27 protein-coding genes and 2 pseudogenes are annotated in these 26,390 nt (G+C 33.3%); 12 read left to right on the top strand and 17 right to left on the bottom strand.

Annotated features, from left to right (window positions below; translation table 11 throughout):
- Window positions 1-327: 327 nt before the first annotated feature.
- Window positions 328-813, bottom strand: coding sequence for a hypothetical protein (locus tag ERL59_RS04730; RefSeq protein WP_160645037.1), 486 nt, complete (start codon window positions 811-813; stop codon window positions 328-330).
- A 657-nt stretch (window positions 814-1,470) separates the two neighbouring features.
- Between ERL59_RS04730 and ERL59_RS04725 the strand changes: the two genes are divergently transcribed.
- The 3 genes from ERL59_RS04725 to ERL59_RS04715 all read left to right on the top strand — a co-directional run bounded on the left by ERL59_RS04725 (window position 1,471) and on the right by ERL59_RS04715 (window position 2,337).
- The gene (locus tag ERL59_RS04725; protein WP_160645036.1) at window positions 1,471-1,692 is read left to right on the top strand and encodes a hypothetical protein; all 222 of its coding nucleotides are present in this window, start codon (window positions 1,471-1,473) and stop codon (window positions 1,690-1,692) included.
- A gap of 65 nt (window positions 1,693-1,757) precedes the next feature.
- Window positions 1,758-1,940, top strand: coding sequence for a hypothetical protein (locus ERL59_RS04720; RefSeq protein WP_160645035.1), 183 nt, complete (start codon window positions 1,758-1,760; stop codon window positions 1,938-1,940).
- A 250-nt stretch (window positions 1,941-2,190) separates the two neighbouring features.
- Window positions 2,191-2,337: a hypothetical protein gene (locus tag ERL59_RS04715; protein WP_160645034.1), complete on the top strand. Its 147-nt coding sequence runs from the start codon at window positions 2,191-2,193 to the stop codon at window positions 2,335-2,337.
- 159 nt (window positions 2,338-2,496) lie between these two features.
- On the opposite strand, the gene ERL59_RS21255 is transcribed toward ERL59_RS04715, so the two are convergent.
- Window positions 2,497-4,905, bottom strand: a complete 2,409-nt coding sequence (locus tag ERL59_RS21255; RefSeq protein WP_160645033.1) for a S8 family serine peptidase — start codon at window positions 4,903-4,905, stop codon at window positions 2,497-2,499.
- Window positions 4,906-5,461: 556 nt separating this feature from the next.
- On the opposite strand from ERL59_RS21255, the gene ERL59_RS04705 reads away from it, so the two are divergent.
- Window positions 5,462-5,704 (top strand): hypothetical protein, encoded by a 243-nt coding sequence (locus ERL59_RS04705; RefSeq protein WP_160645032.1) that lies wholly within the window; start codon window positions 5,462-5,464, stop codon window positions 5,702-5,704.
- Between the two features lie 37 nt (window positions 5,705-5,741).
- On the top strand, window positions 5,742-5,999 hold the full coding sequence (locus tag ERL59_RS04700) for a hypothetical protein (protein ID WP_160645031.1): 258 nt from the start codon (window positions 5,742-5,744) through the stop codon (window positions 5,997-5,999).
- A gap of 302 nt (window positions 6,000-6,301) precedes the next feature.
- Here the strand turns inward: ERL59_RS04700 and ERL59_RS04695 are convergent.
- Window positions 6,302-6,466 (bottom strand): annotated as a pseudogene (locus ERL59_RS04695) (manganese catalase family protein); the annotation flags it as partial.
- Window positions 6,467-6,699: 233 nt separating this feature from the next.
- Here ERL59_RS04695 and ERL59_RS04690 point away from each other — a divergent pair.
- Entirely contained in the window at window positions 6,700-7,158 is a 459-nt protein-coding gene (locus tag ERL59_RS04690; protein ID WP_160645029.1) for a hypothetical protein, read from the top strand.
- A gap of 113 nt (window positions 7,159-7,271) precedes the next feature.
- On the opposite strand, the gene ERL59_RS04685 is transcribed toward ERL59_RS04690, so the two are convergent.
- The 3 genes from ERL59_RS04685 to ERL59_RS04675 form a co-directional block, all read right to left on the bottom strand.
- On the bottom strand, window positions 7,272-8,615 hold the full coding sequence (locus tag ERL59_RS04685) for a hypothetical protein (protein ID WP_160645028.1): 1,344 nt from the start codon (window positions 8,613-8,615) through the stop codon (window positions 7,272-7,274).
- A 186-nt stretch (window positions 8,616-8,801) separates the two neighbouring features.
- Window positions 8,802-9,035 (bottom strand): BlaI/MecI/CopY family transcriptional regulator, encoded by a 234-nt coding sequence (locus tag ERL59_RS04680; protein WP_160645027.1) that lies wholly within the window; start codon window positions 9,033-9,035, stop codon window positions 8,802-8,804.
- Complete coding sequence (locus ERL59_RS04675) at window positions 9,035-9,376, bottom strand: YolD-like family protein (protein ID WP_160645025.1); 342 nt, start codon at window positions 9,374-9,376, stop codon at window positions 9,035-9,037. The genes ERL59_RS04680 and ERL59_RS04675 overlap by 1 nt, the downstream gene beginning before the upstream one ends.
- A gap of 508 nt (window positions 9,377-9,884) precedes the next feature.
- On the opposite strand from ERL59_RS04675, the gene ERL59_RS04670 reads away from it, so the two are divergent.
- Window positions 9,885-10,112, top strand: a complete 228-nt coding sequence (locus ERL59_RS04670; protein WP_160645024.1) for a hypothetical protein — start codon at window positions 9,885-9,887, stop codon at window positions 10,110-10,112.
- A 207-nt stretch (window positions 10,113-10,319) separates the two neighbouring features.
- On the top strand, window positions 10,320-10,586 hold the full coding sequence (locus tag ERL59_RS04665; RefSeq protein WP_160645022.1) for a hypothetical protein: 267 nt from the start codon (window positions 10,320-10,322) through the stop codon (window positions 10,584-10,586).
- Window positions 10,587-10,782: 196 nt separating this feature from the next.
- Here ERL59_RS04665 and ERL59_RS04660 read toward each other — a convergent pair whose 3' ends face one another.
- From ERL59_RS04660 to ERL59_RS04615, 10 genes are all read right to left on the bottom strand, one after another.
- A complete protein-coding gene (locus ERL59_RS04660) occupies window positions 10,783-11,022 on the bottom strand; it encodes a hypothetical protein (protein ID WP_160645020.1) in 240 nt (79 codons plus the stop codon).
- Between the two features lie 358 nt (window positions 11,023-11,380).
- Window positions 11,381-11,548 (bottom strand): hypothetical protein, encoded by a 168-nt coding sequence (locus ERL59_RS20985; RefSeq protein ID WP_235929795.1) that lies wholly within the window; start codon window positions 11,546-11,548, stop codon window positions 11,381-11,383.
- Window positions 11,549-11,859: 311 nt separating this feature from the next.
- Window positions 11,860-12,429 carry a manganese catalase family protein gene (locus ERL59_RS04650; protein WP_160645018.1) on the bottom strand — a complete coding sequence of 190 codons (570 nt, stop codon included), beginning with the start codon at window positions 12,427-12,429 and terminating at the stop codon, window positions 11,860-11,862.
- 52 nt (window positions 12,430-12,481) lie between these two features.
- Window positions 12,482-12,757: a spore coat protein CotJB gene (locus tag ERL59_RS04645; protein ID WP_407925677.1), complete on the bottom strand. Its 276-nt coding sequence runs from the start codon at window positions 12,755-12,757 to the stop codon at window positions 12,482-12,484.
- Window positions 12,758-12,772: 15 nt separating this feature from the next.
- Window positions 12,773-13,033, bottom strand: a complete 261-nt coding sequence (locus ERL59_RS04640; RefSeq protein WP_160645016.1) for a spore coat associated protein CotJA — start codon at window positions 13,031-13,033, stop codon at window positions 12,773-12,775.
- A 189-nt stretch (window positions 13,034-13,222) separates the two neighbouring features.
- Window positions 13,223-14,269 carry a sporulation integral membrane protein YtvI gene (ytvI, locus tag ERL59_RS04635; protein ID WP_160645014.1) on the bottom strand — a complete coding sequence of 349 codons (1,047 nt, stop codon included), beginning with the start codon at window positions 14,267-14,269 and terminating at the stop codon, window positions 13,223-13,225.
- Window positions 14,270-14,284: 15 nt separating this feature from the next.
- Window positions 14,285-15,424, bottom strand: a complete 1,140-nt coding sequence (gene yfkAB / locus ERL59_RS04630) for a radical SAM/CxCxxxxC motif protein YfkAB (protein WP_160645012.1) — start codon at window positions 15,422-15,424, stop codon at window positions 14,285-14,287.
- A gap of 99 nt (window positions 15,425-15,523) precedes the next feature.
- Window positions 15,524-16,342 (bottom strand): undecaprenyl-diphosphate phosphatase, encoded by an 819-nt coding sequence (gene bacA, locus ERL59_RS04625; RefSeq protein WP_160645010.1) that lies wholly within the window; start codon window positions 16,340-16,342, stop codon window positions 15,524-15,526.
- A gap of 329 nt (window positions 16,343-16,671) precedes the next feature.
- The gene (locus ERL59_RS04620) at window positions 16,672-18,093 is read right to left on the bottom strand and encodes a bifunctional metallophosphatase/5'-nucleotidase (RefSeq protein WP_160645008.1); all 1,422 of its coding nucleotides are present in this window, start codon (window positions 18,091-18,093) and stop codon (window positions 16,672-16,674) included.
- A gap of 70 nt (window positions 18,094-18,163) precedes the next feature.
- Complete coding sequence (locus ERL59_RS04615) at window positions 18,164-18,619, bottom strand: molybdopterin-binding protein (protein ID WP_160645006.1); 456 nt, start codon at window positions 18,617-18,619, stop codon at window positions 18,164-18,166.
- Window positions 18,620-18,922: 303 nt separating this feature from the next.
- Between ERL59_RS04615 and ERL59_RS04610 the strand changes: the two are divergent.
- From ERL59_RS04610 to ERL59_RS04595, 4 genes and pseudogenes are all read left to right on the top strand, one after another.
- A pseudogene (locus tag ERL59_RS04610) lies at window positions 18,923-19,357 on the top strand (molybdenum cofactor biosynthesis protein MoaE); the annotation flags it as partial.
- 173 nt (window positions 19,358-19,530) lie between these two features.
- Window positions 19,531-20,916 carry a hypothetical protein gene (locus ERL59_RS04605; protein ID WP_160645002.1) on the top strand — a complete coding sequence of 462 codons (1,386 nt, stop codon included), beginning with the start codon at window positions 19,531-19,533 and terminating at the stop codon, window positions 20,914-20,916.
- Between the two features lie 362 nt (window positions 20,917-21,278).
- Window positions 21,279-23,069 carry a Kelch repeat-containing protein gene (locus ERL59_RS04600; RefSeq protein ID WP_160645000.1) on the top strand — a complete coding sequence of 597 codons (1,791 nt, stop codon included), beginning with the start codon at window positions 21,279-21,281 and terminating at the stop codon, window positions 23,067-23,069.
- An 89-nt stretch (window positions 23,070-23,158) separates the two neighbouring features.
- Window positions 23,159-25,567 carry a M4 family metallopeptidase gene (locus ERL59_RS04595; RefSeq protein ID WP_160644998.1) on the top strand — a complete coding sequence of 803 codons (2,409 nt, stop codon included), beginning with the start codon at window positions 23,159-23,161 and terminating at the stop codon, window positions 25,565-25,567.
- A gap of 300 nt (window positions 25,568-25,867) precedes the next feature.
- Here ERL59_RS04595 and ERL59_RS04590 read toward each other — a convergent pair whose 3' ends face one another.
- A complete protein-coding gene (locus ERL59_RS04590; protein ID WP_160644996.1) occupies window positions 25,868-26,338 on the bottom strand; it encodes a hypothetical protein in 471 nt (156 codons plus the stop codon).
- Between the last annotated feature and the right edge of the window lie 52 nt (window positions 26,339-26,390).

Genomic DNA, 26,390 nt, shown 5'->3' with positions numbered 1-26,390 from the left:
ACCTTTTACCTAAAAGGCGAATCATAATCTCTAGTAGATATAATCTTTATATTTTGTGTATTTCCGTCTTACATTCTATATATCCACCTACAACAAGTCCGTTTAATACTGAACGGACTGTTTTCTTGTAGTCATTCTACGTTTTGAATGAGAAAAGTTATACAGTATACGTAATAATTTTGGTTCTAAATTAATAAAAATTGTAGTTTTATTTGCCTAATCCCAAAATGATAGACTTTTTTTGGGATTAGTAAAATATTATATTTTTATAAAACCTCCAACTTTTTAAGGTCAGCGGTTTCTTCTCATTTTAATAGAGAATCCTAATCACTTAGAATTTGATACTTGTTGAAAAAGAAATGCCGCATCAACTTGACAAGTAGATAAAATACATTGTTCTGAAGGGCTAGATACTATTACGATACCTTCCCCAACCTGATTTACAGTGCCTTCACAACGTCGTTGACCTTCACAAGGAAATATTACCTCAACAGATTTTTCTTTTTCAAATTTATTAGTGGCAGATTCTTCTATACAAGCACATTCTCCTTTAACATCTTTTTTAATAGGTTTTAGATTAATTGTTTTTGAGGGACTAACAAAAATACCAGTAATTCGACTTATGGGAATACAGATTGGTGTACCCCCCAGTGTTCCAATTACGTTAAAGTCCTCCACATCCGATATTTTTACTCCTCCAAGAAAAGCTGAGATGGTACATATGTTTACTTCACAATCTATAAGTTGTTCACAGACACTCTTCATCGGACAGACGCAACAATCGCAGAACGTTCTATTAAAATAATAGGTCATTCTTTCACCTCCAATCGAAATATATTTATGTTATTCTATGTGACTAGAAAACCATTCGATTGGACTTAATTACCAACATAGCAAAATTGTGTTCTATCCTACTACCTATACTTATACCTTACATTTAGTATAAAAAAATCTATTATACAAGATATGTAATTCCTCTCTTTCCATGTGAGTAATCATCAGGACACCCCCACAATATCACTCATATTCATTCTCAATCTCTAATTTAATTTGTTTTAATTGAGTATTGAATTTAGTCACTGTTCCAGTCTTAAACGCATTCTGACCAAAAGCTCTAACAACTCGACTGTGATTTGTGATTTGCTTAACATAGAATCTGATAACTGCTCTGATATAACATTAACTTCTTCCTCTGCAAGTTGGGTTTAGTTTTTCTGTCTCGCTCATATTGATAATCATTTATGCGTTCTTTATGTTCAGGTAGTATTATTCTGCTTGCTTCCCACATCATATTTGAACCAGGTGTTAGTTTATTTTCTTTCATTTCACTCACCTCTTATTAGAATATTTGTTCTTATTATTTAAGGGGTACAGAGGATACGCAAGAGTACAATTTTAGAGAATAGTTACACGTCCAGTCAAATCAACTTTTCAACTCATACATTAATAAAAAATGAAGGACGTGATTTCATGGGTGTTTTTGATGAATCAATATGTGATTGTTGTGTTTGCCCGATGCAATGTGTTTTGGAGCAGTTAATTGGAATACCAAACCTAGCCATCAGAACTCGTAATCTTTCATCTGTAGATTTTTCGTTACAGTTGATCGAGTTGAAAATTTTATTGCTTTTACTGATATGGGGAATATTCCAATTTGTAATATTTCCAGGATTTGCATTAGTGGTACAGTAAATCCAGTAAATAAATTACCACAAATCCGTAAAAGTGTTGGTGAATGTGCGTGTTGTGAGGATCCAATGACGAACTTGCTAAATTCTATGAAAGGTGAGATTGTGACAATTGAGTCTATTACTCTTGAAAGTCTACCTGTAGTTAGAATATTAGATGTTGGGGAAGGCATTGTTATAGGTGAATCTCAAGTTGCCGATTTTATAGACGTGTTTTCAACCTGTGCAATAACAAGAATTATTCCTCAATAATCCCCACCAACTACCTAGTCAGTGATGATATATACTTACTTAGCTTTAAAATTATACTCTAATACTGCTTTTTCAATCGTTGCTTTGATTTCATCTTTGTAAATTCAATTCCTAAATCACCTAGTATTGAACTCACATAAGCATAAGCAGCATCTAACTTTGGTAAAATACTTTTTCAGCATAAGAAAAAGCTTCCTCTGAAATTTTTAGAAGAAGCTCTCTCTGTTCTTCAATCCCTGGAGCAATAAGAGTGTCTATGTTTCCCATTGCTTTACCTGGGTCTTTTCAAGATACTTCAATATGCAAAGCAATAAGTGATTATAAAAATTCTACTGCGGCAGGTATCACTGCTTTGTTTATAAAAATAGCACAGTATTTTTTTGGATTATTTGATTGATAACCTATTGAAGGATCGTATTATTTCATTGGTTTATTTTCTGAATATTTAAGTTAAATAATCGATTTCAATGATTTCCCATTTACAAAACAAATAAAAAAGGGAGACGGGGACAAATTCTCTGTCCTGTCTCCCACTAGTGTGTGAAAATAACTTAGATTATTCTTTTGTTACCAAGAACGCACTATATTCTGTAACACCATTTGATTCTACATAAACCGCTAATACCCAATCTCCGTTAGGAAGTGGGATGCCACCTTGTACTGTACCGTCCCATGAAAATTCATGAAGTGGAGCTGGTACATTTTCAAAAGCTCCTAACGTATCGATGAATCCACCAATAGTACCAGTACTTGCATCGAATGCATACAAGTCATACTGCAGCACCTCAGCGCCACCTGGCAAGTAAGAGCCCGCGCTGTACATATCATCTGATGCATTTTCCATGAACGCACCTGTTACACGAGGGTAATCTGGCTCCCCAACAAACAATATCGTTGGAAGGTCAAAAATTTGTTCTCCATCACTGACTTCAATGGTTCCTTCATAGTACCCTGGTGCTAATTTTGAGGTATCTACCTGTACATGAAAATTCACTTCTTGTGTTGAACCTGGTTGTACTTTCAGGTTATTACTTAGCATCACTTTTATACCGTCTGGATTTCCATGCATTGTTACATCAAAGCTGTATGTTTTTCTTTCATCTGAAAGATTTTGAATTTCAAAGAATTGTTTTTCTACTAGTTTCCCATTATCTTTTATAAATTTCCCAAAGGAATGACTACCAGGAGCAACCAGTGTCATGGCATCTAATGCATCGACCACGCGTATACTACCGGCGCCTTGGGTATTGTGAGCAAAATCTTCTCCACTTGCTGGATCCACAAGGTTTTCAGCCGTATTCATTAACGCCGCTTTAACATCTTCTGTATCCCAATGAGGGTTTTTCTGTAATAATAACGCTGCAGCACCCGCTACATGTGGCGAAGCCATACTTGTTCCTTGTGAGGAAGCATAACTATTTCCAGGGTACGTACTTACAATATCAACACCAGGAGCCGAAACATCCGGCTTGATCATCCATGAAAGCGCTACCGGGCCACGAGAAGAGAAATCCGCAACCACTTCAGGTGATGTCGATACATATTCAAAATCTAAAGTAACCGTGTTGTTTCCAGCCTCTAATTCTGCAAGCATTATTAGACCTTCTGCATTAGTGATTTTCACTGTTGGTACATCCATACCTGGAATAACAAAAGGAATTTCACCTGGCGAATGGTTAAAAATAATGGCTCCAACCGCACCTGCAGCTTTAGCGTTAGCGGCTTTGTCTACAAAGGCATAGGCTCCGCGGCTAATTAAAGCGATTTTTCCTTCTGCATCAACTTCCGCAAACTCTTCTGCGCTTCCTAAACCAGCAAACACAAACTCATATTCATTACCGTCTAATACCTCTATATCTTCAACTTTTTCATAGCCTAATACCTTATCACTTTCATACTCTACGCCACCAGTTGTTGTAACATCAATATCATAATTATCAAACGGCAATTGCGTTGCTCCAACGGAGATGGCTTCACGAGAAGTTCCTGGAGATCCAACAGTCCAGTTGTCTGGTCCTGAGTTTCCATTAGATGTAACGGCTACGACTCCTTCCGCCATTGCCCAATCTAAAGCAATCGATGTAGCCCAGTCCGGGTTATTCAACGAGTTACCTAGAGATAAGTTCATCACGTCTGCTCCATCTTGAACCGCTCTCTCAATCCCAGCAACCACATCCTCTGTTGTTCCCCCATCTGGTCCTAATACACGATAGCCTAGAAGTGATGCATCCGGAGCCACTCCTTTAATCACTCCGTTAGCAGCTACCGTACCGGATACATGTGTCCCGTGAGATTGAGTAGGACCTTCTTGAGGGTCATTGTCATCATCTACAAAGTCCCATCCTTTGTAGTCTCCAAACGCATGTACTAAATCAGGATGAGTGTAATCAACCCCTGTATCGATGACAGCGACCGTTACTCCTTCACCGGTAAATCCAGCTTCCCAAGCATCATTAGCTCCTATGAAAGGTGCACTTTTGACCATTTCTGGACTAAACAATTCAGCAGAAAGCTCTTCCACTGAAATCTCTCCTGCTGTGTAGTTCACATTTGGATAAACTGCTTTAACACCAGGAATGGTTGCAAGTTTCATAATATCTGTTCCAGCTAATTCTACTGAAAAACCAGAGAAGACATAGTCATATTCGCGGTTTACTTCCGCCTGCTCCACTGCTTGTTCAAGTGCATTTATCACTTTTTGTCTTTCAGCCTTTAAATTGTCTTTCGATTGATTTTTTCCTTTTTGCTTTGCCTCTACAATCGACTCAGCTTCCAGTTCTACAATGACTGTCGTCGGCCCGCTTGGAGATAGTTCGATATCTCCAAACAATTCAGCTACAGGCAATTCCTTAACCGTGATTTGTGAGGTATTGTCTGTTTGAGCAGTTGCTCCCATACCAAAAGTAGATAACAATAACACCATGGCAATAAAACTCATAAATACTTTCGATACTCGTTTTTTCATTCCTCAAATCATCTCCCTAATTATTTAGAATAGTTAGAATATGCTCTCCCATAGCCTCGTATCAAAAACATGTATAAGGGCGTTTTCCAAAACATTTCTAACAATCTATTATTTCTACAAACGCTCTCATTTTCCCTCTAGTAAAATAGTACTAAGTGGTTATAATTTAGGAAGAAAAAAGTAAACTTGTTTCAACTTTTTTATTTGTCATACAAATGTATTATTTATGTAACACATTTGTATGACATTATTTTTGTAATATGATAATTGAAATGAGATAATCTAACTCTTTTCAAAAAGAACTAATAAACGGTGAGATAAATAGCTAAAAAACATTTGAGTCAATTATTCCATTTTCACCCAAATGTATAATATCACTAAATTTATTAACTATGTTGAACTATTTTCATTATTACTCACCTCTTAGAACATTTGTTCTTATTATATAAGAGGTACAGGAAAATACGCAAGGTTACAATTATTAAAATAGTTACACGTCCAGTCAAAATATTCTTACTCCTCATACAATATTAAAAACTTATAAGGACGTGATTTCATGGGTGTTTTTGATGAATCTAAGTGTGATTGTTGTGTGTGCCCGATGCAGTGTGTGTTGGAGCAGTTAATAGGACGAGACGATATTCTTTTATATACTACTGTGAATATTAATGGTGTGGCTACTATTACTAGTGTTAAAGACTTTATCGTATCTACAACAGTTGGCGACTTTCCAATTCACTTTAGTTCAGTTAACAGATTCCATCAATCAACCTATTACCATAAAATTAAAACCAATTAAGAAAAGTAAAGGTGAATGTGCTTGCTGTGAAGATCCAATGACAAATTTAGGAAATTCAATGAAAGGAGACATTGTTAATATTGGTTTTTTGACCCCTGGTGGTGGCGTTTTTCTAGATGAAATAATCAATGTAGGTGAAGGGATTGTCATAGGTAGATTTCCAGATGATATGTCTTTCACTGAGATTTATTCTACTTGTACAATAACAAGAATTACTCCATTTAACCAACAACAAATTAATGATTCTTCTCGGACATCTAATTCACGTCAATTTAATAGAAACACACCCCACTAGCTACCTAAAACAAGCTAGTGGGATTTTACTCATTTTTGTACTATATTCTTAGCACCACTCCATAACCCACTAACTGCTAACCCCATTACAATACCAACGAGTATAGCTTGCTTTGGATCACCTGGAGCCACATAAAAAATACCAGTTGTTATCCCCAATACGAGAGAAAAAACTGGTAATAATTTAGCCCCTAATCATTCCCTAACCACAGAAAAATACTCCTCTTCTAGAAGCAGATTTTATTAACCTACCTATCTTTAAGGGAGCATTTCAATAACCTAATATAGATTATTTGTATTTATCTAAAACACCTGTTTTCTATCACTTTCAAATTTCAAAATTTCTATAGCTTCTCGAAAACGCTGAGAATGATTAACTTCTCTTTCTCTTAAAAATTTTAAGCTGTCTTGTAAATCCACGTCATCAGTTAAATCTATTAACCATTGATAAGTAGCTCGTGCTTTTTGGTAAATATTTTTGTAAAATATTAGGTGTTTGATATAATAGAGGTACCATTCCAAACCCCTTTAATTATACATTTCCAAAACTAAATTTTTATGGGCAAATGGTCTCATTAGGGACGAGACCGAACCACTGACTATATAATAGTTGGTGGATTTTTTTGTTCCAATAAATATTTACCAAATATTTATTTTAAAGTATAATTAAGGAAGTCACTTAACAGAGGAGTGTGTATACTGTGAAAAAAATAATTTTAACCTTTTTATTTGTAATAATAATGATCTCATCAACAAGTTGTAGTAATAATATCAACCCAGAAGATTTGTTTTTCACTCAAACAGGGTGGACCGAAACTGATACTAAAAGAATTTTTTGGTTAGGTATCCTTCCAAATGAAAGTTTAGGAATTACTGAAACACCTGGAATTGATTCTGTCATTCCATATGACATAAATCCACTTAATGAAGAAGAATTTGAATTTAAAACTGTATCTTCCGAATATGATAGAACACCTCCTTTTTTCTTAAACTCTGAAGATATTGGACTTCCTTCAAAAATAAATGTAGAGGATAACTATGTCTTTGTTTTTATTACTGACAAAAATAAAGACATCAATATTGATCAATACATGCTAACATTAAATAACAAATTTAAAGGAATTGAAGAGTTAACTTATATAACAAATTCATTCGAATAAAGCCATTATTAAGATAAACTAAAGCATCACAGTTTTAAACATAAATTTTCAAATATAAACCCCTAATGAGATCACAATTTTAATGTGTTCATTAGGGGTTTAGTTTAATCAATTTAGAATTTCGCTGTTACATTATTTCTAGATCCCAAGTTGTAAACTTTATAATAATCATAATTTCCAGATGCGAATGACATGCTCCAAATATTAGAAGTTGATGAACTGGATGTAGCCGAAAGAGAAATTGAATATCCATATACACTTGTTCCTGCTTGAGCAGTAAATGTATTACTTTTTGTTTGATGTTGCTCCATACTGGATGGTGGATAAAATGTCGGACCTGATACACTATTAATGTCTTTTCCATTTGAATATAAGTAACTACCGTATTTTGCTCCTCCTATATGGTCATAAACCCCCACACGAGTGTATTCATCGGGTCCACCATTATTTCCAGATATTTTTTCATAAACTTTTTTAGAAAATTTATACTCTGTTTCAAGTGCTCGACCTGGAGAAGATTTAGACGAACCAGTTAATGGTCCCCAAGTAGTTTTAATATCTAAACTATTTGATACACTTCCTGAACTCTCGACTCCTAAACCACTAGCAGCAAATTTTGTTTCAAATTTCACCCCAGAACTAGTAGATAATGTAAATTTAGAAGTAACCCCTTTTATAGCATTTAATTCAGCTAATCTTACCCAATCATTGTAATATACAGTGCTTTTGACTCTGTAAATATCACCTACACCACAAATAAGACATAAAGCAGAAACCACATCTCCTTTTTTAGACTTTTTAAGTTGAGTAGTTTCATTCTTATTTTTAAATAAGTTAAAATCTAATTCTCCAAGTAAACTTTCTTCTTTATTATATTCAAGCATATGGGTTAATTGATCAGGATGAATCTCATTTTTCTTGTTTATGTAAAATTGAGTAAATTCATAAAATCCAGTGTAGTCACTAGTACTTAGGATCATAGTATAATCAATACTGTAAAAAGGTTCTTTTTTGTTTTTCTCTTTTATTTCTTTTGAAGGTTTAAGTTTAATTCCATTTAAATCTTCTAAACTTTCTACTGTTTTAACAAGGACTTGTTCATCTGTTTGAGTGTTAAATATCTGTAATTGAATGAGACTATTATCATTAATTAATTTATTCTCAACTTCAGAAATGTTTATTAAATTATCATTTTTAGAAGCTGATTCTTCTTTTTTACTTTTCTCTTCTTTACTTTTATCCTTTTTCACTTTAAATTTGAGATTTTTCTCACCTTTTTCTAACTCTAGAATAATCAAATCATTTTCTTCATCACTAATTTCAATTTTTTTGCTAGTCATTTTAATTTCATCATCTTGACTAGCATTAATTTCACTAGAAATACTCGTGCTGACAATACCAAAGATAAAGGTAAATGCAAGCATTAATACAAACATTTTTCTTGCTAATGTTGTCATAATATTACCTCTTTTCTATTATTTTAGAATATATTAAAAAATATTCCATGTATAATATTACTAGAATATTTAAATTCATACAATGAGTTTATAATAGAAATATGAAGAATATAATCAAATATTGACTAATAATAGCGAAAAAAGTATTTTTATATATTAGGAAGATGGACAAATGTCAGACATCTTTTATATAAACGGTGAATGATAATCTCTAGTAGATATGATTTTAATATTTTGAGTATTACCGTCCTTACATTCTATATATCCACCTTTAACAAGTCCGTTTAATACTGAACGGACTGTTTTCTCGTCTTTACCTGTTTTGATTTCAAGTTCTCTAATGGTTGGCATTCTTTTTTTTATTGAATGAGGGAAGTTATATAGGATACGTAATACTTTTCTTTCAAGGTCTGTTAACATTAGGACACCCCCACAATCTCATCAAACTTTATCCACTCATATTCATCGTCATAATCTAATTTAATTTGTGTTAATTGGGTATCGAATTTAGCTACTGTTCCAGTCTTAAATGCATTCTTACCAAAAGCTCTGAACAACTCAATTGTGATTTCAGATTTACTCAACATGGAATCTGATAACTGCTCTGATATAACATTAACTTCTTCCTCTGCTAGTTCAGGCTTCGTCTTTCTATTTCTTTCTTTTTGATAATAGTTCATGAGTTCTTTATGTTCAGGTAGCATCATGCGACTGGCTTCCCACATCATATTTGAACCAGGTGTTAGTTTATTTTCTTTCATTTCACTCACCTCTTATTAGAACATTTGTTCTTATTATATAAGAGGTACAGGAGGATACGCAAGAGTACAATTTAACATATCCAAAACTATTTGCACCAGAAGTTTGTATGGCAATAGTTGAACCGTTTTGAAGTACTTGCCTTATGTATTAATTTCATAAAATATAAATATTTGATAACCCCCACCAGCTACCTAAAGAAAGCCAGTGGGGATTTTACATATTTATTTCTCTACTGTATTCTTCACACCAGTGATAACAGCACAATTTAATATTTCCAAAACAAACACCCAATCAAAACACTAATAAAGGCATATGATGGATTAAGAGAATAAATAAAACTAGAACTAATGCATCTGTAGTAAATTTACTCTACGCAAACCTCACTATTTATTGTAGTGGGGTTTTAAACTATGAAAAATGTGTACTTGCCTTAAGATACCAGTCCAATCACAATAGATTTTATTTTCATAGAATATAGTACATCAAATATAGAAAGGAGGGGGTATGATGAGTTCTTATGGAAAAAGTTCTGCTACTGGTGCAGCTATAGTACTGGTACTATTTATACTCTTAGTTATTATTTTAATTGCTGCAAGTGGACGTTCGAGATATGGCTCAGGGGGGTCATTTGGAACAATTGATATCACAAATCCTGAAGATCTATTACCATTGATCGAACGGTTAAATTTAATTAATGAACTATTGGCTTTAGCTGCAAGGACTGAACAAGCATAACGGGCTTTAGCCCAGCAATAGATGCAAGCGTTTTAGGTTTGAACATAGAATATATTGGCACCTACTAATTTCTCATAAAATCTCTCTAAGGGAACCTCACTATTAAACTATGAAAAAATGTGTACTAGCTCAAGGACACCAGTCCAAACAAGGTAGATTCTCCCATCATAGTATATAGTACATCAAATAGAAAGGAGGGATGATTCTATGGCATCTAAAAAAGCATCCAAAAAAGGATTTAGTAGAATAGCTGCCATTACCCTAGTACTCTTTATTCTTCTCGTTATCATATTAGTCGCTGCAATAGGACGTTCGAGATATGGCTCGGGGGGTTCAATTGATTTTACAAATCCAGAAGATTTAATAGAATTCACTAGAGACCTAGATACATTTAGTGAGATGGAGGCATTTGCTGCAAGACTTGAAGCATTTCGGCAGGGTACTATACAAAGCCCATTGCAGCAGTTTGGATGATTAACATAGTATATAGTACATTCACGGTAGTAGTATTGATATTGTATTAGTACTCTTTGTTCTTTTAGTTATCATTCTTGTTGCTAGTTATTCTGCTCTTGAAATTATAAAGGGCAGGATAATTTAAGTGAAGTTATAGAGACATAATTAGATTAATAACCCCCACCAGCTACACTATGAGCCAGTGAGGATCTATTCATTTCTGTACTATATTCTTAGCACCACTCCATAATCCACTGGCAGCTAACCCCATCACAATTCCAACGAGTATTGCTTGTTTTGGATCACCTGGAGCCACATAAAAAATACCAGTTGCTATCCCTAATGCTAGAGAAAAAACTGGTAATAATTTAGCCCCTAATCCTAATTGTTTTGTGAGTTGAACTAGTGCAACGATGATAGGAACGATTGCAATATCATATACTTGAAAATCCATATTTTATTTTCCACCTTCCGTTTTATTATTTTCACTTAATCTATCTAACATAACAAAGAACAACCATGGGAAATCAAAATTACATCATGTGGTTTTTCCTCTACTTTCTTTTTCCACTCATCAACATCATGTAGCAATTCTCATTTAAGTTTTCAATAGATTGATGTACCATATCTATCTGCCATTTTTTTTAGCTTCATTAACACTTCCTCCCTCGATAAACAATCATAGTATTCTATAACTACATCTTGTAATAATTGTTCACTAGGTCTGTTTTCCTTTGAGGGTCTAAAATAGGATGACCAATTATAGCTTTAGTAGGGTCTAGTCCAAACTTAAAACAGATATAAGTGATTACCTATACATCACGTTTATAAGATTCTTCATTATTAATACATCCTCGTTTATACGAATAACAGAGTTCAACTCCTGCAGCTATGTCATTTGCATCATCACCAAATAATTGATTATCCAAAGGTTTTTGATATTGCACATGCCAAGCCTTTTCAGGTGTATCTGTAAGCAAAGGAATACACTCGTAAATTCCAGTATCATCAACGAAAATATGAGCAGACGTCTTTTCGTGCCTTTAGTAAGGTATTTCTTCGTGATGGGATATTTCATTTTGAAACTTGTCCAACGTTTCCACTAGAATCAACATAAGTTCCCCAAACGGATCTACCTAAACCATCAGCATAGTTTGCTGATTTTCTTCTATTAATCCACCTATCTATTCCCTAACCACAGAAAAATACTCCTCTTCTAGAAGCAGATTTTATTAACCTACCTATCTTTAAGGGAGCATTTCAATAACCCAATATGATTATTTGTATTTATCTAAAACACCTGTTTTCTATCACTTTCAAATTTCAAAATTTCTACAGCTTCACGAAAACGCTGAGAATGAATAACTTCTCTTTCTCTTAAAAATTTTAAGCTGTCTTGTAAATCCACGTCATCAGTTAAATCTATTAACCATTGATAAGTAGCTCGTGCTTTTTCCTCAGCTGCAATGTCCTCATATAAATCTGCAATGGGATCTCCTTTGGCTTGAATGTATGTTGCTGTAAAAGGATTACCTGAAGCATCTTTATAAAATATGGCTCTGTCATGTGCTACATAATGAGAACCTAATCCCGCAGCCTCTAACTGCTGTGGCGTACAATCTTTTGTTAACTTATAAAACATGGTGGCAATCATCTCTAGGTGTGCAAACTCTTCCGTTCCTATATCTGTTAATAATCCAATCACTTTATCAGGAATGGAGTATCTCTGGTTCAAATAACGTAAAGCTGCAGCCAATTCACCATCAGCCCCACCATAAGCTTCCAATAAGTATTTTGCCATTCTTGGATCACACTTACTTACACGTACTGGATACTGTAATTTTTTTTCATAAATCCACATAATATATCCTCCTAAATATACCTAATAATTCAAATTTAAACAAAAAAATTCTCTAAACTTGCCAAGGCCAAGGAGTTTTTGGCCATTCCCAAGGATATTTTGAAAAACTACGTCCAAATTCATATAGTGGACCGTAGCATTTTTCGTATTCTTTATAAAGAATTTGCCTTTCTTGAGAATATTGATTTAGCTGTGCAACAGCCTGTTGATCAAACGGATGTGTATCTAAATATATTGAGAGATCTAATAGAACAAAATCAATCTCTTGTAAACGCCTTAAGCATTTATAATAATTATCATCCATTTTTAAATTTTCATTTTCTTTCAACTATTCTCTCTCCCTTCATTCAAAAGATTGATTATTTATCTTCTGATTCTCTCCATACTTATTTGTATAACCACTTGGTATATCTGGATATGGACTATAAAAAATAGGCCACAAAGTACCACGATTTAAAGCTTCGTTGGAATTGTATTGTGGCATATTCATCCGTTGAAATCCTACATATAGTTCAGGGGGCGTTGAATAAGTTTTTACTCTTATAGGCGGACAAGGATCAAATGGACTAATATATGGGTAATATCTTTTTGTTTGTGTATACATTTTACTCCTCCTTCTCATTTGTTTACCTTTTATCTTATGATATTCGCCTATAAAAGGTATGGGCATTCCCCCATAAAAAATAAAAAATATCACAAAAAACGAAAGAAAACTCGCCGATTGGTAAAAAAACGCCCCTGATTTTCATCAGAGACGTTAACTTGATAATTCACTCTTCATTTTATATGACTTTTAATCAAACTTAATTTTTATTCTTATTAATCCTTCATCACGCATCGCTTGATATAAAATCACTACTAATGGACCTAGGAACAAACCTGCAAGCCCCATTAATTTGAAACCAATATATAAACTGATTAAAGCAGATAATGCACCTATACCAATGGACTTACCTAAAATTTTAGGTTCTACTATACGTCTAAATACTGTTATCGCTAGGAATAAAATAACCAATCCTATTCCGACAAAAATATTGCCAATAATAAAATTATATACTGCCCAAGGCATAATAAATGAACCTGTACCTAAAATCGGTAATAAATCGACAAAAATAATTAATAACGCAATCACTAATGCATAATCCACACCCAATATTAATAAACCAGTTAACGCAACAATGTAAGTTAAACTACTTAAAATAACCTGTGCTCGTATAAATCCAAAGATGGAGCTACGTAAATTCATTAATACATTATCTACATTGTCTCTCCATTTTTCATCAAAAATGGATAAGAAGGATTTTTTCATCATAGGTAAACTAAAACTAAATAAATATACTGCTACTGAAAACACGATATAATCTATAAATAAATCAAAAAATATATTTGGAAATTTACTTGCGATAGTTGAGATTTGAGTAATAACTTTTGGTATTGTGGTTGTCAAAACATCAATACCTTTATTAATCCACGTCGTATATTGATCTTCAAAACCTGGAGGGATTAATGTTATAATTTCCATCTCAAAATAATCCCTGAGATTATCATAAAACTTTTCATCTGTAAACAATGTAGATACTTTATTAATAAACTGCATAAATTCAGAATATACCTTCATTACAAGCAAATAGCTTACACCTATTAGTGATAGTGTAAATAAAGTGGATGTAGTAATAGCTGATGTTAAACGATTAAACCTGGCATATTTGATTAGCAGTTGATTCAATGGTTCTAGAAAAATCGCAATCAAAGCCGCTAATAAAAACGGGAAGCCAATCGTAAAAAGTGCATATAAAAATGCAAGACCGATTAGTAATACAAGTATTGTTCTAAATGACATAACTGCACCTTCTTTTTATCCGTTTATTCTTGCTTTTCTTTTTTTAAAATCAATATTTTTATAATAGGCATCTTTAATTAATAAGTTTGGACCGCAACAGTTCGCCTCGGAGCAAAAACAATTTACGGTTTGATTCATCGGATGCATCATCCATTTATTAAACACTTCCTCAAGTTTCTGTTCTTGTATATTCCCAACTGTTGATAAATTCGAAAAATCTGTAACATACATATTACCGCTGAATAAGTCTATGTTTAAACGATTACGACCATCTGGATCATTGCGTACAGTAACATTATGTTCATTTTGTAACTTTGTTAAAAGTTTGCGATCATAAATATCATCACTGCAAAAATAAAAAGGTAAAGTTCCAAGCAACATCCAGATATTTTTATTTCTTCCTTCAAGTAATCTTTGAATGGCATCTCTGATTTGATTCAAGGATAATAAGGTTAAATTTTGCGCAAAAGAACTTGGATACATTGGATGAACCTCATGCCTTTGACAACCCATTTCATCTATAAGCTTATGTATGGGAACTATTTTTTCATGTGTTCGAGTATTGAGCATTGATTCTGCTGAAATAAATAATCCACCTTTACTTAACTTAAGTGAGTTATTGATCATTTGCTCATATAACTTTTCAGCTACAGCTATGCTAGTTGGACGATCAGTTCTAGCAAATCCTATTTCATAAAAATCTTTCACATTTTCATAGTTAAAAGAAATGTGCATCACATCTAAGAATGGAGCGATCAACTCATATCGTGCATAATCTAACGTAAGGTTAGAATTAATTTGAGTTTTTACCCCTCGTTCTCTTGCATATTTTAGTATTGGTAAAATGTATTCTTTTACGGTTTGAAGTTGATAAAAGGGTTCTCCTCCTGTAATACTAATTGTCTTTAGATGTTCTACTTCATTTAATTTTTCCAAAATCAAGCTTAATGGTATTTTCCCCTCTTCTTTAAATGTTAATGAATCTCCTACTGCACAATGCTCACAACGCATATTACAAAGATTGGAAATGGTTAATTCTATACTCGTAAGAACATGTTTCCCATGTTTTTTTAATGAATGAATTGGGTCCCAAGGATCTTCTTCCTTTGTGTTTAATCTTTTTTCAGTTTGATCTATTTTTGATGTTGTTATCATTCTCTGAGCACCTAATTTACTTTAAAATTAATGTATTAATACCATTACCATTGATAAGACTAAATTTTATTATATCACATAACTTTGATATACCCCATATCAATCTAATCCAACTCCAACCATATACAACCAGAAAACTCCTGCTAAAATGAACCTATAATAAGCAAAGGAAGATAACTTTACTTTCTCTAACAACTTTAAAAAGGAAACAACAGCTAACAAAGCAACAATAAAAGAAACGAAAAATCCCACTATAAAAAATGAGAGATCTTCTGTGCTTAATTTATCAAAATTTTTCATCAAATCATATGTACTAGCAGCAACCATCATAGGCACGGCTATTAAAAAAGAAAAGTCTGCTGATGTTCGTAAATTAGCTCCTGATAATAACCCTCCTGCAATCGTAGCACCTGATCTAGAAAAACCAGGCCATAATGCTAAACATTGTGCTAGTCCAATTTGAAACGCTTGACGATACGTTAAATCATCCATCGTGTTTGCTTTCACTAAAGTATGTTTTCGTTCTGCAAATATCATGAACAAACCACCAACAACTAAACCTACCAATACCGTTCTAGGAGTGAATAGATAGTCCTTAATAAAACTATGTAATAAAAAACCTAATAACATAGCAGGTATAATCGCTAAAAAAATATGAACCAAAGTTAAAGTTTTCTGGGATTGTTTTTCATGATTTGGATCTTCCCATCCAACTAACCGTAGTAAACGTCTCCAATAAAGAAGTGCTACAGCTAATATTGCACCTAATTGAATCACAATTTCAAATGTTTCTGCTTTATCCCCTACAAATCCAAGTAAATGGCCTGATAAAATAAGATGCCCTGTAGATGAAACGGGTAAAAACTCTGTTAAACCCTCTACTATTCCTTGTATAACTGCAATCCAAATATCTGTCATATTAAACTCCTCCATACAATGCAATAAGATATCATGTATTCATTTAGTAAAAACCAATTTTCACTAAATCACAATCAAAATTTATGATATCTTGTACCACTAATGTATTCTAAAAAAGGCAGCGATATGCGATTGAAACTTCCTTTCACTTCATTGCAAGTTTTGAAAAAAAAACGTACGCAAAACAAAACAAAAGCTCCAATGATACCTCTTTTGTTGAATATTTAAAATTTTTTAAAGTTATAAAAAAACAAAAAACCACTTTTTGAAATCAATCATTGATCAAAAAGCGGTCTATTACTTACAGTGAAGTTGATTTTCATTTTAATTTATTTTTCAATCCATCTCAATTCTCTACTTCTTGTAATCTCATCTGGATTTTGAACTTGGTGCATTAAGATATCTCTTAAAAATTCCGGTAAATAGAACTTTATTTCCCTTCCTTCTTTTAAAGAATAATATCCAATGCCAAATGTAAACATATCTATCGTTCCTACTAAATATTCTTCTTCATCTACTAATCGCTTTTCACCTATCCATATATTGACAACTTTCTGATCAGTAAATTCAACCTTCATCCCATCAAAGTTTAGTATACCTAACACTTCTCCTCTAAAACCAAAACCACGAATCGGTTTTTGTTGAAATTCAAGTAATAGAGCTTGTTCACAAGCTTCTCTTATTTTCTTCCCTTTTAACCACATTCGACAAGGGTTAATTGGAGATGGACAAATTTCGAGCAATATTTCCCGGGTAATCTCTCCCATTGTTAAACTCTTCAATATTTGACCTGAGTTAACAATCCCTATTTGAGCTCCTGTCCATGATCTAAGACCTTGAGCTAATAAGTTTCCTAATGAGGATTCTTCATCCCACTTAATCTCCAAATCTCTCTCTATTTGTGTGATTGGCTCACTTAATTTTTTAACACCGATTTGTTTATATTTGTCAATCGTTTCTTGGATTTTTTTGTCATTTGGATAATTAGAAACATTAATAACTCTTGCAGTTCCTTTCACTATGTGACTATTATCTAAATCATATTCTAACTCTACAACACCAACATATTGACCTAATTTACCCGCTGCACAAATCATAGTATTACCTATATAAATTGGTTCTTCAAGCAAGTGATGTGTATGTGCTCCTAGTACGCAATCGATTCCTTGAATCTCATTTGCCATTTTTTTATCCGTAGGTAAACCTAGATGTGATACGACTACGATAATATCTACTTGTGACCGAAGTTTTCCTACTAAAGTTTGAATCACTGCTAAAGGTTCTCTTACATCTAATCCTAACAACTCATAAAAAAGAGAAAAATCAATCGTAACACCAATAAGTCCAACTTTTAATTTATCTTTTATTATGATTGAATAGGGTTTTAACCAATTTGGAATATTTCCAGTCTTTTTATCATATATGTTACTGCCTAAAACTTGAAAGTCAGCGTGTCTTTCATATAAGTCAGATAAAATACCAGGTTCAAAAGTTAATCCCTCATTGTTGCCTAATGTGACAATGTCATACCCTGTATGGTTTAAAACTTCTATATTAGCTAAACCGTAACTTCCTTCTGTTTCAATGCGCATACGATCCATGTGATCTCCGCAGTCTATCTTTAGTAATTGTTCTTTAGGGAGTTTATTTTCGAATTCACGAAATACTGTTGCAATTTTGGGCATGTTTTCAAATAAACTATGAATATCATTCGTGTGTAAAATAGTTAACTTGTGAACTTCAGTATTCATATGATCCCCCCTTAAATCGATAATTTCTTGATATAAATTCATGTTTATACCATAAACGTGACTAGGATTACTATTTCTTTTTTAAATATTGATTTTTCAATTCATTTTCATCGAGTTTATTTTTAAAACCAAATGATGATTCATCTCCTAATTGTTTATCTCGTATAAAAAACATTTTCACTATACTTTTCACATTAAGGCAATCACTGCTGCCGTCAGGCACATATAATCGTATTGGATTTCCTTTTTTTAAGGGTTTTCCATTTTGCTCATATAATATAGCTGCTGAATCCAATTCAATCCATGGAATAATGGCTTGAAACTCATCCATAGCTTCAACTTTTAGATGTGTTGGTTTAGTTGTTTCTTCCGTCCATGATTCATACCAAGTTACTAAGTCAAATGCTTTTCCATCTATGCCTGGGACTCTTTCATTTATTGAAAAATGTTTTGCTGCCATTTTTTGCATCTGTTCAACAGACAAAGTAAGCACTTCTGTTTCATCTTCATAAATATGTATATTCATTTATAAAACTCCTATCAAATAAAATCATTAGCCTTCATTACTTTATTGAATTATTATACCATAGTCTTTTTGACATCTAATGGATATTTATATATTTAAGATGTAAATTTTTTTAAAAAATTACTTAAAATGTGATTTTATTTTAAATGTTAAATGAATTTTTCTTTACAATTTAAATAAATTTGTACTATTGTAAATAATATATAATATAACTACAAAAAGTTGTGATCCCAGTCCTTTATCTGGTTAGAAAGTCATTTACTTATTTTTGGTCTGTCAAAAAGGAGATATTTCATGAATCAATATCATATTACATACGAAAGCATTAGTGTAGAGGAGGTTACAAACAAAGTTAATCACCCAAATCATGGTGCTTCAATCTCATTTATTGGAACGACAAGAGAATTCACACATGGACAGAAAACAGTATTATTGGAATATGAAGCATACATACCAATGGCGCTTAAAACACTTGAACAAATAGGCAAAGAAATTAATGAAAAATGGAACGGCGTTCTAACTGCCATTACCCATCGATTAGGCAAAGTAGAAGTAGGTGAAATCAGTGTAGTCATTGCTGTATCATCTCCCCATAGAGATCATTGTTATGAAGCTAGTCGTTATGCAATAGAACGTTTAAAACAAATCGTTCCAATTTGGAAAAAAGAAATTTGGGAAGATGGATCTGAATGGAAAGGGCATCAACTAGGTCCCTGGAATCCCACAAAACCACTATAATCTAGAGCAATATCATCATTCAATATAATCATACAAAAGACGTGTTTTATTTTTAATAATCACGTCTATTTGCTCATCGAATCTATTATATACAAATAAAAGGTACCATTTAGTTTCAAAATAATGGTATACTGTGAATGTAATAAAACGAAATCAGAAAGGTGAGATGACGATTGAATAAGAAAATGGCTTTATGTTTAATGCTTGTTTGCTTACTTTTTATCCCTCAAAAAGTAAGCGCTTTCTCTAATGATACTATTAGTGCCGAAGGAATATCATACCAACAGCTGTTAGAACATTGGTCACCAAGAGTATATCATGATGTTAATCCCGATTATGATGTAAGAGCAGATTTTATTACTAGATTTGACTTAGATGGAGATTGGAATTCTATCAATCAATGGGAAACGGTAGATAATGAAGCACTAGAAGCTTATGTATACACCTCTGTTTCTGAAACACAAACACATTATTTCCTAGGGTATTATTTTTATCACCCAAGAGATGATGGTCCAGATTGGGGTGTTTTTGGAGACGAAGCGCATGAAAATGATTTAGAAGGAATCATGTTAAGTGTTAAAAAGAATGGTGGAACTGGTGAGTTTGTAGCCATGAACACAATACGACATAGTGATTTTTATCAATATGCCAATGGATCGCTAAGTGAAGGTTACGAAACGATAGATGGTTCTGTCTCCCTCTATAATGGCAGTCATCCAGAAATATTCATCTCATCAAACGGTCAATATGTTTTGAATACAAATCCTCATGGTCATGATATTCAAGCCTATACAGGTGAAGTAAACGTAGGTAATGATGCTATCATTTATGAATATACTGGACAAGCCGAAATACCATCCTTAGTTGCCCCTAAATACGAACATGTATATGGATATGATATGTTATCTCTAGATGAATTTTGGGAGCTAAAAACGAGTTATAATAATACTCCTTTTCGATCTTTCGGCAGTTTTGGCTCTAGTGTAGGAGATGGAGGCGCCAATGCTCCTTGGAACTGGGCTGATACAGATCATAAGGATAATGGCACTGTTGGAATAGGTGTTTTTGTAAGTGATCCTGCTTATTTATTTGATGTTCATTTTAATCAATTAGGGAATTTTTCACATGAGTATATTAATAATCCTTACTGGACACATAAAATCACCTTTAATTGGGTTCAGCCAATCAAAGCAGAAGATTATAACAATGAAAATGATTTATATATCGATATGTGGGTAGATGGCCAAAAATATATCGGTGAAAGAGCATGGAAGAAAAATAATGCCAAGTCTAACGGAACAAAATATTATCCTGCTTGGGGTACTGATGATAATTCCATAAGTTCCATAGATTTTAGCAGCGAATCAAATACAATATACATTGCTAGAAGACCTGATTCTGTTATCAGATTTAAAGTTGCTGACTCAGATGGAACCAGTGCAGATGATAGTCTAGGTGAAATTCAAATCTCACCACAACCTGGTGAAACCATTGAATTGAAAAATGTTAAAACAAGCAACGGTGGAGCATATTTGGATGTTACTATTGAAACAAGATAGTTAATTTAATAGATAAAAATATGAATGATATAATCAAGGATATTCAATTATGAATATCCTTTTTTATTGAATTAATTCTCCCTTCTAACTGCCTACTTTTCACATTAGTTAATATCTTCTGAAATAGGTAAAGGTGTCATGATATTTTCCCCCCGTGATTTGAACCAATTTTTCTCCAAATGTAAAAGTGGGCGGACTTTTCTATTCCTATCACCATAATGTAAAACAAAACCAAATTTATTAATTTATGTTATAGAACAGCTCGATATTAACAATTCAGCATTCAAGGTTTAAATGATCTAATCATCAAATTAATGAAAGGAAGATGAGTCTTGGCACGATATATTCGGGTGGTCTCAGTGTTGATTTGTTCATTTTTATTGTTATTGAGTAATTCAACAATTGATGAAAACCCTCTATTCATTCCAGAAAAATTAATCATACCACCATGCAACAGTGATTCATCACAAATATCCATAGGTATAAATGAAAAAGTGAATCCAAAGGATCATTGGGAATTAAAAACACCTATGTTAACCCCTAAGGATCAAGTTGGATTTGCCACAGTAAATGGAAGAACCTATGTAATTGGAGGATTTACAAGTGATAGATATAAAAGCACCTCCGAAGTAGAGGAATATAATCCAGAAACGGATACATGGAGTAAAAAAGCTAATATGCCTACCGCTAGAGGGAATTTTGGAGTTGCAGTAGTCGATGGGAAAATTTATGCCATTGGAGGAAAAAACGGCACATTCTTAAATACAGTTGAAGTGTATGATCCAGTTTCTGATTCTTGGAGTACAAAAGCCAGTATGCCAACATCTAGGGATAGTTTTGGAGTGGTTGCAGTCAATGGAAAGATATATGCGATTGGCGGATATAATGGCTCCTCTTTAAATCATGTCGAAGAATATGACCCGATCACTGATTCTTGGGAGATAAAAAGGAATATGCCTATAGCCAGAAGAACCCTTGGAATTGCTGCATTTGATGGAAAGATTTATACATTTGGAGGAGCTACAAATACTTCACCTTCTTCAGATATAGTTGAGGAATTTAATCCTCTCACCAATACATGGAGTACAAAAACCAGTATGTATATAGCAAAACACTCTCTTAGTGCTTCTACCATAAATGGAAATATCTATGTGACTGGAAATAAATGTGGCAATGAAAATATCCAAGAAAGATATGATCCATTCACTGATTCTTGGAGCGTAATGAGTGAGGCTCCAGTCAATGTTTCAGAATTTGCTTCTGTCGAATTAAAAAATACCATCTATATGATTAAAGGTTCAATCCATGTTGCTTATCATCCTAATTCTAACCCTGAAATTACCTGGGAGGCAAAAACACCTATGCCTACAGAAAGGGTTTATTCAGGTGTTATTGCTGCAAATAAGAAAATTTATGCAATTGGAGGATATAACGGCAGCTCTTTAAAAACTGTGGAAGCATATGATCCTCTCACCAATACGTGGAGTACTAAAGCCAGTATGCCTACGGCTAGAAACGGTCATGGAGTTGCTGTAGTGGGTGGGAAAATTTATGCGATTGGAGGATATAATGAAAGCTTTTTAAATACAGTTGAAGAATATGATCCACTTACCGATACTTGGAATACAAAAACCAATATGCCTACGGCTAGAAGTGGGTTAAGCATATCCGTTATGAATGGAAAAATTTATGCAGTCGGAGGAACGATCAAGGAAGGTTATTCAAATAAAATTGAAGAATATGATCCACTTACCGATACTTGGACCACAAAAGCAAATATGTCAACGTCTAGAACCCTTTTTGGAATGGCTGTAGTAGATGGAAAAATGATTGTGTTGGGAGGTTATAATGGGAACGTTTTGAATACAGTTGAGGAATACAATCCCTTCACCGATTCTTGGACTATGAAAACCAACATGTCTATAGGAAGACATCATCTTAGAGCGGAATCATTAAATAATAAAATCCTTGCCATAGGGGGATTCGACAATAAAGGTAACAACACAAAAATAATAGAAGAATATGATCCCATGACCGATACGTGGTTACTAAAACCAAGTATTCCTATTGATATTATACAATTTGGTTCTGCTGTTTTGAATGGAACCATCCATATGAGTAGAGGTTCAATCCATCTTGTTTATCATCCTTAATCTCCAAAATAAAGTGGAAAAGTCACCAATACTTTCGAAGAAGAAAAGCGAATAATCATCGGACAACAAAATGAGAGGAGAAATCATCTATGAAAGGATTATCGCTACTTTTTTTATGTTTTTTTTTATTGTTCGTAGTTCATCAACCATTTAAGTATACAAATTTAGAACCAAATGCTTCAGAAACGATTTTCATAAGTGAAAAAGCAGAAGAACCTTTATTTATCACAGGTGAATTAACCGCCCCTTCATCTAAAAATCATAAAGACATTCTATTTCAATATTTAGATTCAAAAAAAGAGCTGCTAAAATTTGAGAATTCATCAAAAGAATCATTTTTCGTAGTTGAACAATTCGTAGATCCATTAGGATATTCGTTCTTTCGTTTACAACAAGTGTATAACAATATTCCAGTTTTTGGTGCAAGGATTACTGCACATGTAGGAAAAAACGGAGTTTTGAATAATATTTCAGGAACCATAATTCCAGATTTAGAAAAAAAATTAAAATTAAAACAAAATGATATAAATACACAGCAAAAAGCCATGAACATTGCAGAAAATCATCTGTGGAGTACTTTAAATCATAAACCTATTTATGAAGATGAACCTAAAGTAGAATTAGTCGTTTACTCAAAGGGAAATGAAGCTAATTACGTCTATATGATCCATTTCGACTTTTATTATCCAGAATTAGGAAATTGGATTTACTTTGTTGATACTCTCACTGGGGATATTCTTTCACAATTTAATCACATCCATTCCGTTCAAGGGGAGAATACCGTAGGGATAGGGATTGGAGGACTTGGACATACAAGAACATTAAATACGGTGTTGTCTTCAGACTCTAAATACTATTTACAAGACAACTCAAGAGGAAAAGGGATTATCACTTATGATGGATTAACGACTAGAGACCCTTTCTTTGTTTTATGGCAAGATCATGATAATATATATGATTCTAACTATGATGCTGCAGCTGTGGATGCCCACTTTTTTACAGGAGTAGTATACGACTATTATAAAGAAGTTTTTGATCGTGACAGTATAGATAACAAAGGCGCTATCATGAGAGTTATTGTTCATGATGGATATAATGGTGCTCGATCAACAGGAGGGGATGCGATATTTTTTGGTGATTACAGTCAAAATGGTATACCTTTGTCTTCTGCATTAGATATCGTTGCTCATGAATATACTCATGGATTAATAGGAATGACTGCTGGTTTATTTCCTACTAATCACTCAGGTGCTATAAATGAGTCTATATCCGATATATTTGCAACATTAATTGAATTTCATGAAAACCAAAATCCAGATTGGTTCATTGGTGAAGACGTTTTTCCACCATATGGTATACGAAACATGAGTGACCCAATTATAGATCATTATTCTAAATATAATGAAGCTACAGGAATACATTACAACGCTGGAATTAGTAATAAGGCAGCCTATTTGATTAGTGAAGGCGGTTATTATTCTGACATTATTATTGACGGCATTGGAAAAGAAAAATTAGGTGATATTTTCTACAGAACGTTAACTCAATATTTAAACATGGGATCTACATTCCAACATTTAAGAACTTCAGTGATTCAATCAGCAAAAGATTTGTATGGTGAAGATAGTAAAGAAGTATCTACAGTGACAGCAGCCTTTGATGCTGTAGGTGTACCTTCATTTACTTGGGTATCTAAGGCACCGATGCCTACTGAAAGAAATCAATTAGGTATTACCGCCTTGGATGGAAAAATATATGCTGTAGGTGGATCACACAATGATAAAGATTTAAATACACATGAAATTTACTATTCTGAAACCAATACTTGGGTATCCAAAGCAAATATGCCCACAGCTCGAAGCGATCTTGGAGTAGTAGCAGTAGATGGAAAAATATATGCTATTGGTGGAAAAGCAGGCAATCTATTTTTAAATACAGTTGAACAATATAACCCTAGGACCAATACTTGGAATACCAAAACGAGCATGCCAACAGCTAGAAGTGGATTTGGGATTGCCATTGTGGATGAAAAAATTTATGTAATTGGGGGTACAAATGGAAATCCATCAAATAAAGTTGAAGTTTATGACCCCAAGACAGATACATGGACTAAAAAAGCTAATATGCCTGCAGCTAGAAAACACCTGCAAGCAGTTGATATGAACGGAAAAATTTATATCATTGGTGGCACACCAATTACCAACTCATTTGATTATATTTATAACGAGTATAACCCTAAAACGGACACATGGCAGATATTTAATCCCAATTTTATACCAAAGTATCATCATAGTGCTTTATCATTAGATAATAAGTTGTATTCATTTGGTGGTGTGAATGATGAAGGAGACATTTTAACCGCGGAAGAATATGAATTAGTCACTATGAATTTAGAATATGATATGCCTATCCCTATGAAAAAATTTGGTTTAGCTAAAATTGATAAGACATTCTATTTAATTGGAGATTCATTTCATTTTACAGCTAGATTTGAATAATAACGATCATTTGTATCTCTTAAAGAGTCGATAAGTGGTATCCTTTCACCTCTCGGCTCTTTTATTTTCTAATTTAATTAGACTGATTTTCAGTTACAACTCAATAGATTGGTGAGCCATATCTATCTACCTTTTTTTAGTGTCAATATCAATTCCTCCTTAGATAAATATTCATAATACTCCTTAATTACATACTCCTAGCATAAGTGGATGATAATTTACCAACAAAAAAAGAACGTACCTCTAAGCCCTTTCTGTTATCCGTTTAATCATAAAATTTTATTTTTAAACTGGTATATATCATTCAAATACTGTTGCTTTTAGGCTTCGAGAGCCAATATACATAGCAATATTTTCTGTTCCTAAAAAAGAAAGACCATTAAGTATGAGTACATACTTATTCATACCAGTATCTGGTTCGTCATCAACTAAAGGAAAGTTTGGAAAATTTGTATATCTTCCTTTAGATCCAGCGGGTACATAATCCATCTCATCATTAATTGTTGCAATGACAATACTATTACGCTGGAGCTCAAATAATAATCCAAAACTTGTAGCCACGTCCATATCCTCAATAGCAACTTGAGATAAAAAATCAAGCGATACCTTTGTTTTCTGTGGGTGTTTGACACACACATCAATAGATACTACAGGAATAGGTGTAGTTACAGACATACCACTTTGAACTAATATAATTGATCCTTCTCCTCCATATGGATCTAATACTGAAACCGTATTATCAACAACAAAAGGACCTTTTTCTAGCCCCATAAACTTACCTCCCAACTCATTAAATAATCTGTTCATCTTATCTTATGAACAA

Source organism: Chengkuizengella marina, assembly GCF_009910845.1.
In the GTDB taxonomy this organism is placed as follows: Bacteria; Bacillota; Bacilli; order Paenibacillales; family KCTC-33759; genus Chengkuizengella; species Chengkuizengella marina.
This window is presented reverse-complemented; position numbering and strand designations above follow the sequence as displayed.

Excerpts from the sequence above, each read along its gene's own strand:
- ERL59_RS04675 (WP_160645025.1), bottom strand. The coding sequence starts at position 9,376 with ATGAAAGAAAATAAACTAACACCTGGTTCAAATATGATGTGGGAAGCC.
- ERL59_RS04660 (WP_160645020.1), bottom strand. The coding sequence starts at position 11,022 with ATGGATTTTCAAGTATATGATATTGCAATCGTTCCTATCATCGTTGCA.
- ERL59_RS04665 (WP_160645022.1), top strand. The coding sequence starts at position 10,320 with ATGGCATCTAAAAAAGCATCCAAAAAAGGATTTAGTAGAATAGCTGCC.
- ERL59_RS04685 (WP_160645028.1), bottom strand. The coding sequence starts at position 8,615 with ATGACAACATTAGCAAGAAAAATGTTTGTATTAATGCTTGCATTTACC.
- bacA (WP_160645010.1), bottom strand. The coding sequence starts at position 16,342 with ATGACAGATATTTGGATTGCAGTTATACAAGGAATAGTAGAGGGTTTA.
- ERL59_RS04700 (WP_160645031.1), top strand. The coding sequence starts at position 5,742 with ATGACAAATTTAGGAAATTCAATGAAAGGAGACATTGTTAATATTGGT.
- ERL59_RS04640 (WP_160645016.1), bottom strand. The coding sequence starts at position 13,033 with ATGTATACACAAACAAAAAGATATTACCCATATATTAGTCCATTTGAT.
- ERL59_RS04725 (WP_160645036.1), top strand. The coding sequence starts at position 1,471 with ATGGGTGTTTTTGATGAATCAATATGTGATTGTTGTGTTTGCCCGATG.
- ERL59_RS04615 (WP_160645006.1), bottom strand. The coding sequence starts at position 18,619 with ATGAATATACATATTTATGAAGATGAAACAGAAGTGCTTACTTTGTCT.
- ERL59_RS04720 (WP_160645035.1), top strand. The coding sequence starts at position 1,758 with ATGACGAACTTGCTAAATTCTATGAAAGGTGAGATTGTGACAATTGAG.
- ERL59_RS04680 (WP_160645027.1), bottom strand. The coding sequence starts at position 9,035 with ATGTTAACAGACCTTGAAAGAAAAGTATTACGTATCCTATATAACTTC.
- ERL59_RS04730 (WP_160645037.1), bottom strand. The coding sequence starts at position 813 with ATGACCTATTATTTTAATAGAACGTTCTGCGATTGTTGCGTCTGTCCG.
- ERL59_RS04705 (WP_160645032.1), top strand. The coding sequence starts at position 5,462 with ATGGGTGTTTTTGATGAATCTAAGTGTGATTGTTGTGTGTGCCCGATG.
- ERL59_RS04670 (WP_160645024.1), top strand. The coding sequence starts at position 9,885 with ATGAGTTCTTATGGAAAAAGTTCTGCTACTGGTGCAGCTATAGTACTG.
- ERL59_RS04590 (WP_160644996.1), bottom strand. The coding sequence starts at position 26,338 with ATGGGGCTAGAAAAAGGTCCTTTTGTTGTTGATAATACGGTTTCAGTA.
- ERL59_RS21255 (WP_160645033.1), bottom strand. The coding sequence starts at position 4,905 with ATGAAAAAACGAGTATCGAAAGTATTTATGAGTTTTATTGCCATGGTG.
- ytvI (WP_160645014.1), bottom strand. The coding sequence starts at position 14,269 with ATGTCATTTAGAACAATACTTGTATTACTAATCGGTCTTGCATTTTTA.
- ERL59_RS04650 (WP_160645018.1), bottom strand. The coding sequence starts at position 12,429 with ATGTGGATTTATGAAAAAAAATTACAGTATCCAGTACGTGTAAGTAAG.
- ERL59_RS04620 (WP_160645008.1), bottom strand. The coding sequence starts at position 18,093 with ATGAATACTGAAGTTCACAAGTTAACTATTTTACACACGAATGATATT.
- ERL59_RS04595 (WP_160644998.1), top strand. The coding sequence starts at position 23,159 with ATGAAAGGATTATCGCTACTTTTTTTATGTTTTTTTTTATTGTTCGTA.
- yfkAB (WP_160645012.1), bottom strand. The coding sequence starts at position 15,424 with ATGATAACAACATCAAAAATAGATCAAACTGAAAAAAGATTAAACACA.